At 71.7% G+C, this 16550-nt stretch carries 15 protein-coding genes; 5 read left to right on the forward strand and 10 right to left on the reverse strand.

Annotated elements, in window-relative coordinates; all coding sequences use genetic code 11:
* Window positions 1-104: 104 nt before the first annotated feature.
* Together ACFZDI_RS29070 and ACFZDI_RS29075 are read right to left on the reverse strand one after the other, a co-directional pair.
* On the reverse strand, window positions 105-542 hold the full coding sequence (locus ACFZDI_RS29070) for an SRPBCC family protein (protein WP_234750448.1): 438 nt from the start codon (window positions 540-542) through the stop codon (window positions 105-107).
* A gap of 108 nt (window positions 543-650) precedes the next feature.
* Window positions 651-1448, reverse strand: a complete 798-nt coding sequence (locus ACFZDI_RS29075) for a metallophosphoesterase (RefSeq protein ID WP_391254338.1) — start codon at window positions 1446-1448, stop codon at window positions 651-653.
* Window positions 1449-1745: 297 nt separating this feature from the next.
* On the opposite strand from ACFZDI_RS29075, the gene ACFZDI_RS29080 reads away from it, so the two are divergent.
* A complete protein-coding gene (locus ACFZDI_RS29080; RefSeq protein ID WP_391254341.1) occupies window positions 1746-3542 on the forward strand; it encodes an AMP-binding protein in 1797 nt (598 codons plus the stop codon).
* A 13-nt stretch (window positions 3543-3555) separates the two neighbouring features.
* Here ACFZDI_RS29080 and ACFZDI_RS29085 read toward each other — a convergent pair whose 3' ends face one another.
* Window positions 3556-5142 carry a GMC oxidoreductase gene (locus tag ACFZDI_RS29085; RefSeq protein ID WP_234750442.1) on the reverse strand — a complete coding sequence of 529 codons (1587 nt, stop codon included), beginning with the start codon at window positions 5140-5142 and terminating at the stop codon, window positions 3556-3558.
* Window positions 5143-5315: 173 nt separating this feature from the next.
* Complete coding sequence (locus ACFZDI_RS29090) at window positions 5316-6458, reverse strand: glycosyltransferase (protein WP_391254344.1); 1143 nt, start codon at window positions 6456-6458, stop codon at window positions 5316-5318.
* A 118-nt stretch (window positions 6459-6576) separates the two neighbouring features.
* Here ACFZDI_RS29090 and ACFZDI_RS29095 point away from each other — a divergent pair, with 118 nt between their 5' ends.
* Window positions 6577-7815 (forward strand): glycosyltransferase 87 family protein, encoded by a 1239-nt coding sequence (locus ACFZDI_RS29095; RefSeq protein WP_391254347.1) that lies wholly within the window; start codon window positions 6577-6579, stop codon window positions 7813-7815.
* Here ACFZDI_RS29095 and ACFZDI_RS29100 read toward each other — a convergent pair.
* Window positions 7776-9098, reverse strand: coding sequence for an MATE family efflux transporter (locus tag ACFZDI_RS29100; RefSeq protein ID WP_234750438.1), 1323 nt, complete (start codon window positions 9096-9098; stop codon window positions 7776-7778). The genes ACFZDI_RS29095 and ACFZDI_RS29100 overlap by 40 nt on opposite strands.
* Before the next feature lie 114 nt (window positions 9099-9212).
* On the opposite strand from ACFZDI_RS29100, the gene ACFZDI_RS29105 reads away from it, so the two are divergent.
* Complete coding sequence (locus tag ACFZDI_RS29105) at window positions 9213-9743, forward strand: PadR family transcriptional regulator (protein ID WP_234750436.1); 531 nt, start codon at window positions 9213-9215, stop codon at window positions 9741-9743.
* Window positions 9744-9830: 87 nt separating this feature from the next.
* Here ACFZDI_RS29105 and ACFZDI_RS29110 read toward each other — a convergent pair whose 3' ends face one another.
* The 5 genes from ACFZDI_RS29110 to ACFZDI_RS29130 form a co-directional block, all read right to left on the reverse strand.
* Window positions 9831-10988, reverse strand: coding sequence for a hypothetical protein (locus tag ACFZDI_RS29110; protein WP_391254526.1), 1158 nt, complete (start codon window positions 10986-10988; stop codon window positions 9831-9833).
* 225 nt (window positions 10989-11213) lie between these two features.
* Complete coding sequence (locus ACFZDI_RS29115; protein WP_391254351.1) at window positions 11214-12227, reverse strand: NlpC/P60 family protein; 1014 nt, start codon at window positions 12225-12227, stop codon at window positions 11214-11216.
* Window positions 12228-12438: 211 nt separating this feature from the next.
* The gene (locus tag ACFZDI_RS29120) at window positions 12439-13479 is read right to left on the reverse strand and encodes an NlpC/P60 family protein (RefSeq protein WP_391254354.1); all 1041 of its coding nucleotides are present in this window, start codon (window positions 13477-13479) and stop codon (window positions 12439-12441) included.
* 245 nt (window positions 13480-13724) lie between these two features.
* Window positions 13725-15074 carry an NYN domain-containing protein gene (locus ACFZDI_RS29125; protein ID WP_391254357.1) on the reverse strand — a complete coding sequence of 450 codons (1350 nt, stop codon included), beginning with the start codon at window positions 15072-15074 and terminating at the stop codon, window positions 13725-13727.
* A gap of 36 nt (window positions 15075-15110) precedes the next feature.
* Window positions 15111-15350 (reverse strand): hypothetical protein, encoded by a 240-nt coding sequence (locus ACFZDI_RS29130; protein WP_033327390.1) that lies wholly within the window; start codon window positions 15348-15350, stop codon window positions 15111-15113.
* Window positions 15351-15509: 159 nt separating this feature from the next.
* On the opposite strand from ACFZDI_RS29130, the gene ACFZDI_RS29135 reads away from it, so the two are divergent.
* Window positions 15510-16262, forward strand: a complete 753-nt coding sequence (locus tag ACFZDI_RS29135) for a rhomboid family intramembrane serine protease (RefSeq protein WP_234750428.1) — start codon at window positions 15510-15512, stop codon at window positions 16260-16262.
* Entirely contained in the window at window positions 16259-16540 is a 282-nt protein-coding gene (locus ACFZDI_RS29140) for an Lrp/AsnC family transcriptional regulator (protein WP_107458443.1), read from the forward strand. The genes ACFZDI_RS29135 and ACFZDI_RS29140 overlap by 4 nt, the downstream gene beginning before the upstream one ends.
* The last annotated feature ends 10 nt before the right edge of the window (window positions 16541-16550 follow it).

Consider the following 16550-nt stretch of genomic DNA (forward strand, 5'->3'; position numbering starts at 1 on the left):
CTCAGGGGCGCGGGGCTGTGGTGACCATGCGGCTCCGCCGCGTGGGCGCGACCAGCCACAACGCTCGTGCACCGGCTACTGCGCAGGAACCCCCACGGCCACCGTCAGGCCGATTCCACCCGCTTCTTCAGCCCCGCCAGCGCCCGGTCGATGATGACCTTCTCGGCCTTCCGCTTGATCATCCCGAGCATCGGGATCTTGACGTCCACGGTCAGCGCGTACGTGACCTCCGTACCCCCCGCCCCGGCGGGCTTGAGGATGTACGAGCCGTCGAGGGACCGCAGCATCTGGGACTTCACCAGCGTCCAGGACACCTCGTTCTCGCCGGTCCAGGTGTATCCGAGGATCTGGTCGTCCTTGATCGCGCCCGCGTCCATGACGAGGCGGACCTGCTCGGCGCGGCCCTGGGCGTCGGTCTTGAGGACCTCGGCCTCCTTCACCTCGCCCGTCCAGTCCGGGTAGCGCGCGAAGTCGGCGATGACCGCCATGACGTCGGCCGGGGCCGCCTCGATGGTGATGCTCGAGCTGGTGTGTTCCGCCATCGCCGTGGCTCCTCCAGATGCGGGCCGTTATGAGGTCGTGCGCACGAGTGTGCAGCGTGAAGGCTACCGCGCACGGGCCTGACGGATCTCACCCGACCTGGGACGTCCTCACCACTGGAGCGCCCAGGGCCGCCCGGTCCCCGCGAAGTGCCCCACGTTCACGCACTCGGTGGCCCCGATCCGCATCCTGGCCACCAGCGGCTGGTGGACGTGCCCGAAGAGGGAGTAGCGGGGCCGGGTGCGGCGGATGGCGTCCAGCAGGGCCCGGCTGCCGCGTTCGAAGCGGCGGGCGACGGTGTCGTAGACCAGTTCGGGGACCTCGGGCGGGATGTGCGTGCAGAGCACGTCGACCTCGCCCACGGCCTCGATCTTCGCCGCGTACTCCTCGTCGCTGATCTCGTACGGCGTCCGCATCGGGGTGCGCAGGCCGCCGCCGACGAAGCCGAAGACCCAACCGCCGATCTCGACGCGCTCGCCGTCGAGGACGGTTGTGCCGGGGCCCGCGTACTCGCGCCACAGGGCCGGCATGTCGACGTTGCCGTAGGTGGCGTACGTAGGGGTGGGGAACGCGGCGAACAACTCGGCGTACTGTTTGCGCACCGCTTTCTCGATCACCGTGGCGCGGTCCCCCTGGAGGCCGGCCCACAGCCCGGCCCCGAACACCCGGGCCTCCTCGAAGCGGCGGGCGGTGCGCAGCGCGACGATGCGGTCGGCGTTCTCGACACCGAACAGGTCGGGGAAGATGCCGCGCGAGTGGTCGGCGTAGTCGAGGAAGAGGACGAGGTCGCCCAGGCAGATCAGGGCGTCGGCGCCCTCCCCGGCCCTGGCCAGGTCACGCGCGTTGCCGTGGACGTCGCTGACCACGTGGACGCGCGTCCGGTGGTTTCCGGCTGGTGTGGGTGCCATGACGATCAAGCGTAGGTCGAGCGCTGCCCTTGTGAACAGTGGCGGCCCTACCTGCGGTTACTGGCAAGTCAGTTAGCGGGTGGACTACTGTGCGCAAAGGAACACCCAACTGTGTGACGCAGCGAACATCTCGACGGGACCCCCTGTCGTAGAAGCCATACCGGCGGGTAACGTCCGGCCAGTCCAGTCGTGCTGCGCATTTCAACAAGTGAATGCGCGAGCACTTCCCCGAGCCTTGGACCGCACCGTCGCAGCACACACCGTCGTGGCGCCGGCGCCCTATGAGGAGCAGCAGTCTTGCGCGAGTTCAGCCTTCCGGCTTTGTACGAGGTCCCTGCCGACGGAAATCTGACCGACATCGTCCGCAGAAACGCCGCGCAGCACCCGGACGTCGCCGTGATCGCCCGCAAGGTCGGCGGCAGCTGGCAGGACGTCACCGCCACCACGTTCCTCGCCGAGGTCCACACGGCGGCGAAGGGCCTGATCGCCGCCGGGGTGCAGCCGGGCGACCGGGTGGGTCTGATGTCCCGCACCCGGTACGAGTGGACGCTGATGGACTTCGCCATCTGGAGCGCGGGCGCGGTGACCGTGCCGGTGTACGAGACCAGTTCGGCGGAGCAGGTGCTGTGGATCCTCGGCGACTCGGGCGCGACGGCCTGTGTCGTGGAGTCGGACGCCCACACGGCCGCCGTCGAGTCGGTGCGCGACCGGCTGCCGGCGCTGAAGCACGTGTGGCAGATCGACGGCGGCGGCATCGACGAACTGGGCCGGCTCGGCCAGGACGTCACCGACGAGACGGTCGAGGAGCGCGGCTCGTTCGCCAAGGCCGACGACCCCGCCACCATCGTCTACACCTCCGGCACCACCGGCCGCCCCAAGGGCTGTGTGCTCACCCACCGCAGCTTCTTCGCGGAGTGCGGCAACATCGTGGAGCGGCTGCGTCCGCTGTTCCGCACCGGCGAGTGTTCGGTGCTGCTCTTCCTGCCGCTCGCGCACGTCTTCGGCCGGCTGGTGCAGATCGCGCCCATGATGGCGCCGATCAAGCTCGGCACGGTCCCGGACATCAAGGACCTCACCGACGAGCTGGCCGCGTTCCGTCCGACGCTGATCCTCGGTGTGCCGCGGGTCTTCGAGAAGGTCTACAACTCGGCCCGCGCCAAGGCCCAGGCCGACGGCAAGGGCAAGATCTTCGACAAGGCCGCCGACACCGCCATCGCATACAGCAAGGCGCTGGACACGCCCGCGGGCCCGTCGTTCGGCCTGCGGATCAAGCACAAGACGTTCGACAAGCTCGTCTTCAGCAAGCTCCGCGCCGTCCTGGGCGGCCGGGGCGAGTACGCCATCTCCGGCGGCGCGCCGCTGGGCGAGCGCCTCGGCCACTTCTTCCGCGGCATCGGCTTCACGGTCCTGGAGGGCTACGGCCTGACCGAGTCCTGCGCGGCGACGGCGTTCAACCCGTGGGACCGGCAGAAGATCGGCACGGTCGGCCAGCCGCTGCCCGGCTCGGTGGTGCGGATCGCCGACGACGGCGAGGTGCTGCTGCACGGCGAGCACCTGTTCAAGGAGTACTGGAACAACCCCGCCGCGACCGCCGAGGCGCTGGCCGACGGCTGGTTCCACACCGGTGACGTCGGCACCCTCGACGAGGACGGCTACCTGCGGATCACCGGGCGCAAGAAGGAGATCATCGTCACCGCGGGCGGCAAGAACGTCGCCCCGGCCGTGATCGAGGACCGCATCCGGGCGCACGCGCTGGTCGCGGAGTGCATGGTGGTGGGCGACGGGCGGCCGTTCGTGGGCGCGCTGGTCACCATCGACGAGGAGTTCCTTGGCCGTTGGTGCTCCGACCACGGCAAGCCGGCGGGTGCCACCGCGGCGTCGCTGAGCGAGGACCCGGACCTGCTGGCCGCGGTCCAGGCGGCGATCGACGACGGCAACGCCGCGGTGTCGAAGGCGGAATCGGTGCGGAAGTTCCGCATTCTGTCCTCCCAGTTCACGGAGGAGTCGGGCCACCTGACGCCGTCGCTGAAGCTGAAGCGGAACGTGGTGGCGAAGGACTACGCGCACGAGATCGAGGCGATCTACGCGAAGTGACCTCCCGGTCGCCCTAGGGCGCGGTGTCCTCGGCGAGGACCCGCGCCATCGTGCGTTCGGCGAGCGCGGTGATGGTCACGAAGGGGTTCACCCCGAGCGACCCGGGCACGAGCGAGCCGTCGGTGACGTACAGCCGGGGATATCCGCGGACCCGCCCGTAGTCGTCCGTCGCCCTGCCCAGCACGCAGCCGCCCAGCGGGTGGTACGTGAAGTCGTCGGCGAAGACCTTGCTCCTCGAACCGAACAGGTCGTAGCGGTAGATCGTCGCGTTGGCCGCGTTGATGCGGTCGAAGAGCCTCTTGGCCATGGCGACGGAGACCGCGGAGTGCGCGGCCGTCCAGCCGAGCCGCAGCCGGTCCGAGCCGGTGTCGTAGGAGAAGGACGCCCGCTCCGGGTTCCTGGTGATCGCCAGGTAGAGGCTCACCCAGTGTTCCAGGCCCGTCGGCAGCGGGGCGATCTCGGCGAACACCGGGTTGGCGGTGTTGGCCCAGTCGTCGATGCCCATGACCGGCATGGTCGACTGGTTGGCCCCGACCGTGTCCCACAGGTGGTTGGCCCGGCCGAGCATCACGTTGCCGTTGGTGCCCCAGCCGGCGCCGACCCGGGCGTCGAGGTCGGGCAGGGTGCCCGTCTCCCGGGCGCGCAGCAGCAGTTCGGTGGTGCCGATGCTGCCGCCGCCGAGGAAGAGGTACGTACAGCCGTACTCCTTGGTCGCGACGACCTTGCCGGTCTCGTCGATGCGTTCGGCGGTCAGGACGTAGGTGCCGTCCGGGGCGCGGCTGATCGCGCGCACCTTCTCCAGGGTGTGGAGGGTGACGTTGCCTGTGCCGAGCGCGGCGGCGAGGTACGTCTTGTCGAGGCTGCGCTTGCCCTGGTTGTTGCCGTAGATGACCTCGCCGCCGAGCGCCGACTTCGGGGCGGTGCCGGCCGCCTCGCGCTGCATGTGGCCGAAGTCGTAGACGCTCGGCACGAAGGTGGTCCGCAGGCCGGCCTTCTCGGCGTGCTTGCGGGAGACGCGGGTGAAGCGGTACCACTCCGTCGACTCGAACCAGGCCGGGTCGACGCTGTTGACGCCGAGGGCGGCGCGGGCGCGCGGGAAGTACGTGCCGTACATCTCGTCGGCGTCGACGGTGGGGAACTGCTCCGCGAAGTACGACCGGGACGGGGTGACCGCCATGCTCCCGTTGACCAGGGAGCCGCCGCCGACGCCCCGGCCGACGTAGACGGACATCTGGTCGAAGTGCACGCGGTCCAGGACGCCCGGGTAGCGGCCGATGTCCCGGTTGACGACGTCCAGCCAGAGGAACGTGCCGAGGGGCGCCTCGGTGCGGGTGCGGAACCACATGGAGCGGTGGTCGGGTGCGCTGGTGGTGCAGAAGACCTTGCCGTCGGGCCCCGCGGTGTTCCAGAGGCGGCCCATCTCCAGGACGAGGGTGCGGATGCCGGCCTGGGCGAGGCGGAGGGCGGCGACCGCTCCGCCGTAACCGGAGCCGACGACGATGGCGGGGGCGGAGTCGACTGCGTCGGGCTGGGCGGCTCGGGCGCTTTGGAGGCCGATGCGGGTGAAGCCGAGGGTGGCTGCGGTCTGCAGGGCTGCCATGCCGAGGATGTGACGTCTTGTCAGCTGACGCTGCATCAGTTTTACTGTCATGCGCGCAGCATCGGCGGATTTTTGCGTTCCGCCTAGTGGGGTGCGGCTTGATCCTTGTGGGCGGGTGCGGCCTGTCTGTGGCTTGTCGCGCAGTTCCCCGCGCCCCTTAGGGGGCGATTGCTCTAGAGCAAGTCTTTTAGGTGCTCCGCGAGCAGGTCCCAGCGCCACTTCTCCTCGACCCACTCCCTGCCCCGTTCCCCCATCCTGCGGCGCAGTTCCGCGTCGCCGAGGAGGGCCGTGATGCGGTCGGCTGCCTCCTCGGGGGAGCCGCCGCGCACCACCCAGCCCGTTTCGCCGTCGAGGACCGCGTCCGGGGCTCCGCCCGAGTCGCCGGCCACGACCGGGAGGCCCGTCGCGGAGGCCTCCAGGTAGACGATGCCGAGGCCCTCGACGTCGAGGCCGCCGCGGCGGGTGCGGCACGGCATCGCGAAGACGTCGCCGGCACCGTAGTGGGCGGGCAGCTCGGACCAGGGCACGGCCCCGGTGAAGCGGACCGCGGAGGCGACGCCGGTCTCGTGCGCGAGCCGTCGCAGGTCCTGCTCGTAGGGGCCGCCGCCGACGATCAGCAGGACGGTGTCGGGCTCGGCCGCCAGGATGCGGGGCATGGCCCGGATCAGCGTGTCCTGCCCCTTGCGCCGCACCAGCCGGGAGACGCACACCACCACCGGGCGGTCCGTCAGGCCGAGCCGGGCCCGGACCTCGTCACCGCCCGAGCCGGGGTGGAAGGTCTTCTCGTCCACGCCGGGCGGCAACTGCGCCATCCGGGCGGCCGCCTCGGGCGTCAGGGCGGAGGCGATGCGCGAACGGGTGTACTCGCCGAGGTAGGTGATCGTGTCCGTGGCGTCGCCGATCCGGCGCAGCAGCTGCCGGGCGGCGGGCAGCTGCGCCCAGCCGGCCTCGTGGCCGTGCGTGGTGGCGACCAGCCGCTCGGCGCCCGCCGTGCGCAGGGCCGGTGCCATCAGGCCGAGCGGGGCGGCGGCACCGAACCACACCGAGGTGCAGCCGTGCTCCCGCAGCAGCCCGACGGCCCGCCGGGTGGCGCCCGGCGTCGGCAGCAGCATGGTCGTACGGTCCCGTACGACGGTGAAGGGCTGCTCGGCGTCGAAGGCACGGGTGGCCTCGACGCCCTCCCTGCTCCGCTTCCAGGTCGAGGCGTAGACGACCAGCTGCTGCGGGTCCAGCCGCAGCGCCATGTTGTGCAGGAACGCCTGGATGCCCCCGGGGCGGGGCGGAAAGTCGTTCGTCACGATCAGGGTCTTGCGCACGCCGCCGACCCTATCCAACCGCCCTCGCCGCCGTCCCCGGCGGCAGGTGTGGCACGCTCACAGCTGACGGGCCCATCATGGCCCCATCAACACGGCATCGCGAACGGGCAGGAATCACGTGAAGACGACGGGCACGAGGCGGTCCCTGGCATGGCTGCCGGTGGTCTGGTGTCTCACGAGGCTGTTGCTGCTGCTGTTCGTCCTGAAGGTGTACGTCTTCCCGGGCCCGGACGTCACGAGCGACGTCCAGGTGATCTACCAGGGCTGGTACCACGTCCTGAGCACCGGGACCTTCCCCCTGGCCGACGTCACCTGGCAGTACCCGCCAGCCGCCGCCCTGGCGATCCTCTCCCCCGGCCTGCTGCCCTTCCTGGACTACGCGACGGCGTTCTTCGTGCTGGTCTGCGTCACCGACCTGGCCGTACTGGCCCTCATGGCCTTCGCGGGACGCCGTCCGGGCCGGTCGCTGCGCGGTGCCTGGGTGTGGGTGATCGGCGTGCCGCTGCTCGGGCCGACCGTGTACGCCCGCTACGACGTGATGGTCACGGCGGTGGCCATGGCCGCGCTGCTCGCGGGCGCCCGGCACCCGAGGACCATGGGGGCCCTGGCCGCCTTCGCCGCGCTGCTGAAGGTCTGGCCGGCGATGCTGCTGCTGGCCGCCCGGCGCCGCAGCGCCTGGGTGTCGGCCCTGGTGACCGGCATCGCCGTGACGGGCGCGTTCGCCCTGGCCATGCCCGGCGCGTTCGCCTTCCTGACCTTCCAGCGCGACCGGGGCACCGAGGTGGAGTCGCTGGGCGCGCTGGTCTTCCATGTCGCCCGGCACTTCGGCTGGCAGGGCGAGGTCAAGCTGAACTACGGCTCGATCGAGTTCCTCGGGCCGTATGTGAGCGAGGTGAGCACAGGCGCGCTGTTCCTGACGGGCGCGGCCTTCGGCTGGCTGGTGCTGTGGCGGCTGCTGGCGCGGCGCTTCGAGGAGCACACGCCGGCCGACGCGGCCTTCGTGGCGGTGCTGATGTTCACCACCACCAGCCGGGTGATCAGCCCGCAGTACATGGTGTGGCTGGTGGGTCTCGCGGCGGTGTGCCTGTACCACCCCGGCAGCCGGATGCGGCTGCCGGTCGTGCTGGTGCTGGTCGCGTGCTTCGTGACGGTGCTGGAGTTCCCGTTCTACTTCGCCGACGTGGTGGCGAGCAACGGCCTCGGCATCGCCCTGCTGTTCCTGCGCAACGGCCTGCTGGTGGCCGCCGCCCTGATCGCGGCCCGGGCCCTGTGGCGGGCGACCGTACCGTCCGTCGCACCGCCGGCCCCGGTGCCCCCTCAGCCGACCCGCGCCGACGAGACCCCCGTCTCCTCCTGAGCCGGGGCCCGCCGGAACAGCATCCCCGCCAGGACGCACTGCATCGCCGTCGCGAGCGCCAGCGCCAGGCACACCCCGGGCAGCCCGAGCCCTGTCAGTGCGTACGCGAGTGCCAGCTGGACCGCCGTTCCGAGGGCGGTGACGCGCAGGAGCACCGAGGCGCCTCCGCTGCCCTCGAAGACCCCGCCGAGCGCGATGAGGCCCGCCATGAGTACGAGGTAGGGCCCGACGCAGCGCAAGAACAGCACGCCCTCGTGCGCGACCGCGGTGCCGGCGCCGAAGGCGGCCATGATCCAGGGGGCGCAGGCGGCCAGCAGCACGGCCGCGGTGAGGCCGAGCGCCGCGGAGAGGAGCACGGCCTGCCGCCCGATCCCCCGCCGCGCGTCCCGCCCCGCCCCGCGCAGGTGGGCGGTGTGGATGGCGGCGGCTTGACGAACGGCGTAGAAGGCCATGGTCGCCACGTACAGGGCCTTGTAGGCGATCGCGTACGCGGCCACCGCCGTCACGCCGAGCCGCGCCACGATCGCGACCAGGACCAGGGCGCCCGTCTGCCGCACGGTGAAGTCGGCGGACATCGGCAGTCCGGTCGTCAGCGTCCGGCGCAGCGAGACGGCCAGTGCCTCCCCGGGTGCGGCCCGGCGCGCCGCGCGCAGCAGGGGGTCGCGCCGCAGCACAAGGAGTCCCGCGCCGAGTGCCACGCACCGGGCCAGCACCGTGGCGGCCGCGGCGCCCCGGACGCCGTGGAGGTGGATGAGGAGCGGGTCCAGGGCCAGGACCAGGCCGTTGGACAGCAGCGCGAGCCGCATCGGGGTGCGGGTGTCGCCGGCGCCCTTGAGGAGGCCGTCGACGAGCTGCTGGGCGAAGAAGACGGCCATGCCCGGCAGGGAGAGCGTGAAGTAGGCGACGGTGAGCGGGAGCGCGGCGCTGTCCGTGCCACCCAGCACCAGCCGCGCCAGCGGTTCACGGGCGAGCAAGCCGCCCGCCACCACCAGGGGTGTCACCAGCGCCCACAGCACCCATCCGCCCCGGACGGCGGCCCGCACGCCTGCGGGGTCGTGGGCGCCCCGGGCGTGGGCGACGAGCACGGTGGTGCCGGAGCCGAAGACCAGGGCGATGCCGAGCAGCACGTTCTCCGTGGTGGTCGCGACGGCCACGGCGGCCACGGCCGGACCGCCCAGCCGGGCGACCCACACGGTGTTGATGATCCCGGCGGCGACCGAGGCGAGGAGCGAGAAGTAGACGGGGCGGGCGAGCAGAACGAGCTGTCTGCGATGGACGTTCACGGTGGCGGTCCCCCTGCGGCCTGACGAACCTCGGTTCGCGCCACCCGAGGTATCTCGATTCGAGGTAGCTCGTTAAGAGGTAACATGCGGTGTCGCCCGCCCGCAAGGAGGACCATGCTGGAGCTGTCGATCCTGGGCTTCCTGGCCGAGGAGCCGCTGCACGGGTACGAGTTGAAGGAGCGCATCAAGGCGCTGACCGGGCACGTCCGGCCGGTGAGCGACGGCGCGCTCTACCCGGCGATCACCCGGCTGACCACGGCGGGACTGCTCGACCAGCACACCGAGCCCGGCGCGAGCGCTGCCCCGCGCCGGATCCTCGCCCTCACCACCAAGGGCAGGGAGGAACTGCTGGCCCGGCTGCGCGACCCCAAGCAGACGGAGATCACCGACCACGTCCGCTTCAACACGGTCCTGGCGTTCCTGCGCCACCTGCCCGACCGGTCCGAGCAGGCCGCGGTGCTGCGCCGCCGCTTGGACTTCCTCGAGACACCGACGAGCTTCTTCTACGACTCCGGCGAGCCGGTCCGCGCCGAGCAGACGGACGACCTGTTCCGCCAGGGCATGCTGCGCGTGGCCCGGGCGACGGGCGAGGCGGAACGGACCTGGCTGCGGGAGGCCGTCGAGCTGCTGGAGGGAGCGGGGTGAGGGCGCGAGCGGTGTGAGGGCGCGGGCTGCCCGACCGGTAGCACTCCCCGGGCCGATCCGGCCGGCAAGCCGAACACGAACAGCAGGTCAGCTCAGTTGGTCTCGCAGATACGTCTGCCACTCCTGTGTGAAGGCCCCCGGCGTCGTCCCCAGTTCCTTCCGCATCGCGTCCTCCACCGCCCCGGCCCGCTCGCGGTGCTCCCCGACGGCCCGGTAGAACGCGCCGAGCCGGGCCTCGCCCCAGCGGTCGGCGATCAGCCGGCAGGCCGTCCAGCCGCTCTCGTAGGAGCGGGCCAGGCGGCTCGCGTCGCCGGTGAAGCCGAAGTCCTCGTCGTCCGGGAGCGCGGTGGGGACCCGGTCCTCGCGCACGGCCCGGGCGAGCTCGGGCGCGGCCTCGGCGGGGGTGCGGCCCGCGGCGCGGTAGCCGACCCAGTCGGCGTACCCCTCGGACAACCACAGGGGTGTGGCGGCGGTGGTGCGGGCCCGGGTGGCGACATGGGTGGTCTCGTGGGTGACGACGACCTGCTCGCCCAGACCGCCGAGGAGCGCGAACGCGTCCGGGTTGACGATGATCCGGTCCGCCGGCGCCCGATCCCGTGGGCCCGTCTCACCGGTGGTGACCGCCGCGATCCCGCGGTAGGAGGAGGCGGGCGAGCCGAGCAGCCCGGCCATCCCCTCCACCGACTTCGGCACCAGCACGACGACCCGTCGGCTCCAGTCCGTGCCCCACGCGTCCGAGACGGCCGGCACCGCCCGGTCGGCCAGGTCCGCGAAGTCCCGCAGCGACTGCCCGGACTGCCCGGCGCCGAGCACGAGACTGTGGTGCCCGCGGACGAGTTGCACCGTCCCCTGGTCCCACAGCTGCTGGGCGGACTTCTTCGCGGGCCGGTCGGCGGTCACGGCCCACCGCCCGTCCGCGTCCCGGCGCAACCGCAGGGTGCGTCCTGTTGTCACCGGCGCCCGGTCGTACCCGGCGACGCGATAGCGCAGTTCGGCGTCGGCGGTGGCCGTGTCTCCGGTGCGGTGCAGCGCGGTCACCCGGTAGGACCACGCGGCCACAGGTACCGCGCGCAGCCTGGCGAAGTCCGCTGCGCTGCCCGTCCGTTCGAAGGCCCGCCCGTCACGGTCGAGGACCGCGGCGGCCCGCCGGTCGAGGAGGCGCTGGACGTCGGCCCTGGCGCTGTCGGCCGCGGGCCGCCCGCCGCACCCCGTCAGGGCGACGAGCAGCACGACGAGCGCCACCAGCGCGGACCCAGTGCCGCGGCAAGCACCGTTCGCCCCGTCGCGACGCCCGGCACACCCTCTCGCCGCGCCGGCCGAAAGCCCAAGTACGTCCAGTACGAGGCCTTCCGGCCGGCACGCCGAGAGCACGCACCTGACGCCGCTCCTTGACGGGAGAACGGCGCCTGCCCCGGCACTGGACCTTCGACCTGCCACGTTCTCGATCGTACGGGCGCCGGACCGTGCCGGTCAGACCCTGGTGACCGAGGAGACCGGCATCATCCCGACCGGGTCGTAGCGCACGGGTGCGCCGGGGTAGGGGGCGTGGATGACCTGACCGTTGCCCATGTACATCCCGACGTGGCTGGCGTCGCCCCGGTAGAGGACCAGGTCGCCGGGGCGCGCCTCGGACAGCGGGATCTGCCGGCCGGCGTACCGCTGGGCCTGCGAGGTGCGCGGCAGGGAGACCCCCGCCTGCGCGTACGACCACTGCATCAGGCCCGAACAGTCGAAGCCGGAGGGCCCGTTGGCGCCCCAGACGTAGGGCTTGCCGAGGGCGCTGCGGGCGGCGGCGACGGCGACGGACCCTCGTCCCGAGGCCGCGGTGGCGCCGAAGAGGTCGGGCATGCCCGGACGGCCGGAGCGGGAGGCACGGTCGTAGGCGTCGCGTTCGGCGGCCGGCAGGGAGTCGAGCAGGCGCCGGGCCGCGGCGAGTTTCCGCTCGACGGTCTTCTTGTGGGCGGCGACGGCCTTGCGGCTCTTCTGCAGTTCGCGGAGCTTGCCGGCGGTGTCCTCGCGGTCCTGGGCGAGCTCGCGCATGGCGTCCTGGAGTTTCCTGAGCTCACCGGCCTGGCGGGCGGTGAGTCGGTCGAGCCGGGATGCGTGGTCGAGGTAGTCGGCCGGGTCGTCGGAGAGCAGCAGGGCCAGGGACGGGTCGATGCCGCCCGAGCGGTACTGGGCACCGGCCAGCGAACCGAGCGACTCCCGCATGGTGTTGACCCGCTGCTGCTGGCGGGCGACGCGGTCCCGGGCGGTGCCGACCGCGTCGCGTAGCACGTCGGCGCGCTCGTCGGCCGCGTTGTACGCCTCGGTCGCCTTCTCGGCCTGCTCGAAGAGCCGGTCCACCGTGGCCCGGGTGTCGTCGTGCGGTGCGGCGCCGGCCGATGCCGCGCCCAGGGCGGCGGCTGCGACGGACAGGATGCTGACGGCGGCACCGGCGCCCCGGTCGAACCCGGACGGTGCAAGGCGGCGATGGGACCCCACGGGAAGCCGCTCTCCTTCCGCTGGCGGACTTGGAACGCGGCAGACAGTAGCCCCGCGGCCGGGGGCCGCCAACGACCATCCGTGGGTGTGCAGCGGTGCGCCCCGCCTCTGACGCAGGTCAATGGCGGGGCGCGGGCTCACTCGGAGCTGTGGTGATTCGCCCGAACGGCGGACACGGTGTCCCGGCCCGGCAGGGTCCGGGAGGGGGTCGTCAGACCCGGACGCCGAACATGAACGGGCCGCCGATGGTGTCCATCGACTCGTAGCGGACGACCGTGCCGGTGCGCGGGGCGTGGATGATCTGCCCGTTGCCGGCGTAGAGCCCGACGTGGTGCAGGTCGTTGAAGAAGAAGACCAGGTCCCCGACCTTGAGCTGGCTGGTCGAATAGATCTTGGTGCCGATCGTGGACTGGGCCTCGGACGTGCGCGGGATCTGGATGCCGGCGGAGGCGTAGGCCCGGGAGGTGAGGCCGGAGCAGTCGAAGGAGCTCATGCCGGTGGCGCCGTAGACGTAGGGCTTGCCGAGCTGGCTCTTGGCGAAGGCGAAGGCGGCCGCGGCGCGGCCCGAGCCGGGCGGGACGTTCACGTCGAGGGCGTCACGCTCGCTGGCCCGGCTGGCGCGGCTCTGCTCGGCGGCCAGTTCGGCCTTCTCGGCGGCGGTGAGGCTGTTGAGCAGCTTCTGCGCGGAGGAGAGCTTGCCCTGGACTTCCTTCTTCTTCTCGCCGAGTTCGGTCCGGGTGGAGGCGAGGTCCTTGAGCTTCTCGGAGGCCTCGGCGCGCTCCTGGGCGAGTTCGCGCTGCTTCTCCTGGACCTTCTTCAGCGCCTCGACCTGCTGGCTGCTCAACTGGTCGAGCGTGGAGGCCTTGTCGAGGTAGTCCTCGGGGTTCGCGGAGAGGAACAGCTGTACCGAGGGGTCGATGGAGCCGGTGCGGTACTGCGACGCGGCGGCGAGGCCCAGGCTGTCGCGGAGCTCGTTGAGCTCTTCCTGGCCGCGGGCGACGTTGTCCTGGATGGTGGAGATCTCCTTCTGGAGCTTCTCCTGCTTCTCCTTGGCGCCGTTGTACTTCTCGGTGGCCTTCTCGGCCTCCTCGTAGAGCTTGTCGACCTTGGTCTTGACCTCGTCCTTGCTCGGCTTCTCACTGGGGGCCGCGTTGGCGGCCTGCGAGCTGAAAGCGACGGCAGCGGCGGCGGCGGTGGTCAGCACGGTCACACGTGCGCGGCTCGGCTGCTTCGGACGACGGTGGGACGCCACGGGTGAAAAGCTCCTTCTGGCCCCTCCGCCGTCTCTCCCGATGAGTGATCACCCGAGCGGAGGTTCGGCCCGACCCTAGTGACCTTCCTGTGATCAGTTCAAATCCTCAGATGAAAAATTGCATCACGGTAGGCCAACTTTTCCCCTGGACTCACAGGCGGTGAGACGCACTTGACTCACCGTGGCTCACAGGTCACACCAAACCGGGCATCACGCCCGGAGGTTACTCACCGGGCGTACGTCCCCTAGGCCCGCGAAAGGCGCTTGAGCAGCATGGCGGAGGCCACCGGGCGGGCACCGGCCCGGGCCACTCCGTCGGCGACCTCGCGGTCGGTGGACGCCACGATGACGGGGCGCCCCGGCGGTTCGGCGCGCACCAGTTGACGGATGAGCTCGTCGGCCGTGACACCCGGCTTCGAGAACAGCACCCGCACGCCGCGCGGCGGGGCCAGCAGGACCGGCGCGGCGAGCTCGGCGCCGTCGAAGACGCAGGTCACCTCGGCGCCGCTCTGCGCGGCCAGTTGGGAGAGCTGCCCGAGCAGCCTCAGGCGCTGCTTCTCCAGCGGCATCTGCGGATAACCCGTCTTGGTGACGTTGTAACCGTCGACGACGAGATGGGCCTGGGGCAGCGCCAGCAACTGGTCGAGGACCTGCGGGTCGTTCTCGGACAGGGCGCGGGCGGCGATGTCCTTGGGGGTCATCCGGCCCGGCTCGACGGCGTCCACGGTCTCGGCGGGCCGCACCGACACCGGCGGCAGGGCCAGTTCGCGGCGGAGCCCCTGGGTGGCGTCCAGGAGGGTGTCGAGCAGCAGCCGCACCCGCATGTCCTCGACACTGCGGCCCTCGCGGGCGGCCCGGCGCGCGGCCTCCAGTGCGGCCTCGGTCTCGCTCAGCCGGGACTTGAGCCGCCGGGTCTCGCTCTCGGCCGCGGACACCTGGGCGTGCCCCTCGGCGCGGACGGCGTCGATCTCGCCGTGCGCCTTGCGCAGGGCGGCCTCGCCGCGCTTGACGTCGCTGAGGGCGGCGCGCAGCTTGCGGTGCAGCGTCTCGGTTTCCTTCTTGGCCGATTCCAGCTCGGCGCGCAGCCGCTCGGTCTCGGCCCGGGTGTGGTCACGGGCCCGTTCGAGCTCGGCACGCAGCCGCTCCAGTTCGGCGCGGCTCTCCTCGTCGGCACGTTCGGCGTCGGCCCGCTGGGCCTCCTCGCCGGCGGCGGCGACCAGCTTCACCCAGCCGGCCGGCCGCAGTACGTAGGCCGCGGCCGCCACATCGAGCGGGTCCGCGGCCGGGGGCGGGGAGCCTGAGTCGAGAGCGCCGGTCAGCTCCGGCTGGGTCTCTCTGAGCTTCTCCCCGATGCGCTGGCGGAACAGCGGATCGGTCTCCAGCGCGGCCGCCATCGCGTTGCCGGCGAACTTGGTCCGGCGGTTCGGAGCGAACCGGGCGTACTGCCTGAGCTGCGCGGGCAGCTCGCCGACCGTCAGCGAACCGAAGCCGTCGGAGACGATCTGCACCACTCTGCGGCGCACGCCGTCGGGCAGCGGACGGTCGAGCACCTCGGCGGCGCCGTCGCCCGGCCCCCCGCCTGTGGTCTCCACCATCCGTCACACCCCAATGCCTGTGCGGGCCCGCTCCCCTCAGGAGCCGGCGCCCGGCCTGTCCACGAGTTCCACCTGGTCCACCGCGTTACACCAGCGGCAGCGCACCGACTCGATGGTCTCACTGACCACCTCGCGCTCCTCGACCTTCGGCTCTCCGGCCAGATCGAGGTGGACGTACTCGACGACCTTCGACGAGCGGGTCACGTCGAACCTCGTGAGGTTGCCGCAGAGGGTGCAGCGCCACCGCGTCTCGGCGGTCGGCAGGGGAACCGTCATCGTGACCTGTTCTCTTTCCTTCTAGTGTCCGTGACGCGACCGGCATCCCCGGTGCGTGTGGCTCGTAACCCTACGGCCTGGCGGCTCCTCGCCGCCCGCGCGTCCACGGCGGCGAGGCGGTCTGTGCGGTTGCGTCCGGTTACGTCATGCTCTGTATTCATGATCAGCAAGTGGAGTGCGTCGCTCGTCCGGGCCGGCCGATCGGTCAGGGGGTCGTCGGCACCGGTGACGTACACCCTGATCGCCCTGTGCTGCCTGGCCTTCCTGGCCGGACCCGCCTCGGGCCTGAACCCGGCGTACGGCACGGGCGACGAGCTGCTCGCCGTGCAGCGGGCCTACTTCCGGCGCTGGGGCGTGATCCCCGAAGAGCTGCTGGACGGGTCCGCCGGGTCGGCCCTCACCCCCGCGACGGCCCTCTTCGTCCACGGCAGCTGGGTGCACCTGCTCGGCAACATGCTCTTCCTCTACGTCTTCGGGGCGATGACCGAGGAGCGGATGGGACGGGTGCAGTTCACCCTGTTCTACGTCGGCTGTGGCTATCTGGCCCTGCTGGGCTACGCCGTCGCCAACGCGGACTCCGAGCAGTCCCTGGTCGGTGCCTCAGGGGCGATCTCGGCGGTCCTCGGTGCGTTCCTGTACCTGTTTCCCCGTGCCCGGGTGACCAGTCTCCTGCCGTTCCTGTTCTTCCTGCCGGTGCGCTTCCCCGCGTGGGTCGTGCTGCCGTTCTGGGCGGCGTTGCAGTGGCTGGCTGCGGGGCGGGCCTCGGACGGGCCGGGGGTGGCCTACCTGGCCCACCTGATCGGCTTCGGTCTGGGCTTCGGCTACGCGTCGGTCCGCTACGGCCGCCCCACCGGCCCCACTAGAGTGAAGGCCGCCCCTGCTCCGGCTCCCGAGGGAGAGAACCAGCCGTGATCACCGCGATCGTCCTGATCAAGACCAGCGTGGACCGGATCCCCGAGATCGCCGAGTCGATCGCGGCGCTGGACAGCGTCAGCGAGGTCTTCTCGGTCACCGGCACCTACGACCTGATCGCGATGGTCCGGGTGCGCGAGCACGAGGACCTGGCGGAGGTCATCCCCGGCCGGATCAGCAAGATCCCCGGGGTGGAGGGGACCGACACACACGTGGCGTTCCGCACGTACTCGCAGCACGACCTGGAGGCGGCGTTCTCGATCGGCCTGGACAACTAGTCCCCGCCCC

The sequence above is a fragment of the Streptomyces sp. NPDC007907 genome (assembly GCF_042959365.1).
In the GTDB taxonomy this organism is placed as follows: domain Bacteria; phylum Actinomycetota; class Actinomycetes; order Streptomycetales; family Streptomycetaceae; genus Streptomyces; species Streptomyces indiaensis.

Bases quoted from the DNA above. Each gene is read 5' to 3' on its own strand.
- ACFZDI_RS29070 (WP_234750448.1), bottom strand. From the start codon at position 542: ATGGCGGAACACACCAGCTCGAGCATCACCATCGAGGCGGCCCCGGCC.
- ACFZDI_RS29075 (WP_391254338.1), bottom strand. From the start codon at position 1,448: ATGGCACCCACACCAGCCGGAAACCACCGGACGCGCGTCCACGTGGTC.
- ACFZDI_RS29085 (WP_234750442.1), bottom strand. From the start codon at position 5,142: ATGGCAGCCCTGCAGACCGCAGCCACCCTCGGCTTCACCCGCATCGGC.
- ACFZDI_RS29105 (WP_234750436.1), top strand. From the start codon at position 9,213: ATGCTGGAGCTGTCGATCCTGGGCTTCCTGGCCGAGGAGCCGCTGCAC.
- ACFZDI_RS29125 (WP_391254357.1), bottom strand. From the start codon at position 15,074: ATGGTGGAGACCACAGGCGGGGGGCCGGGCGACGGCGCCGCCGAGGTG.
- ACFZDI_RS29130 (WP_033327390.1), bottom strand. From the start codon at position 15,350: ATGACGGTTCCCCTGCCGACCGCCGAGACGCGGTGGCGCTGCACCCTC.
- ACFZDI_RS29135 (WP_234750428.1), top strand. From the start codon at position 15,510: ATGATCAGCAAGTGGAGTGCGTCGCTCGTCCGGGCCGGCCGATCGGTC.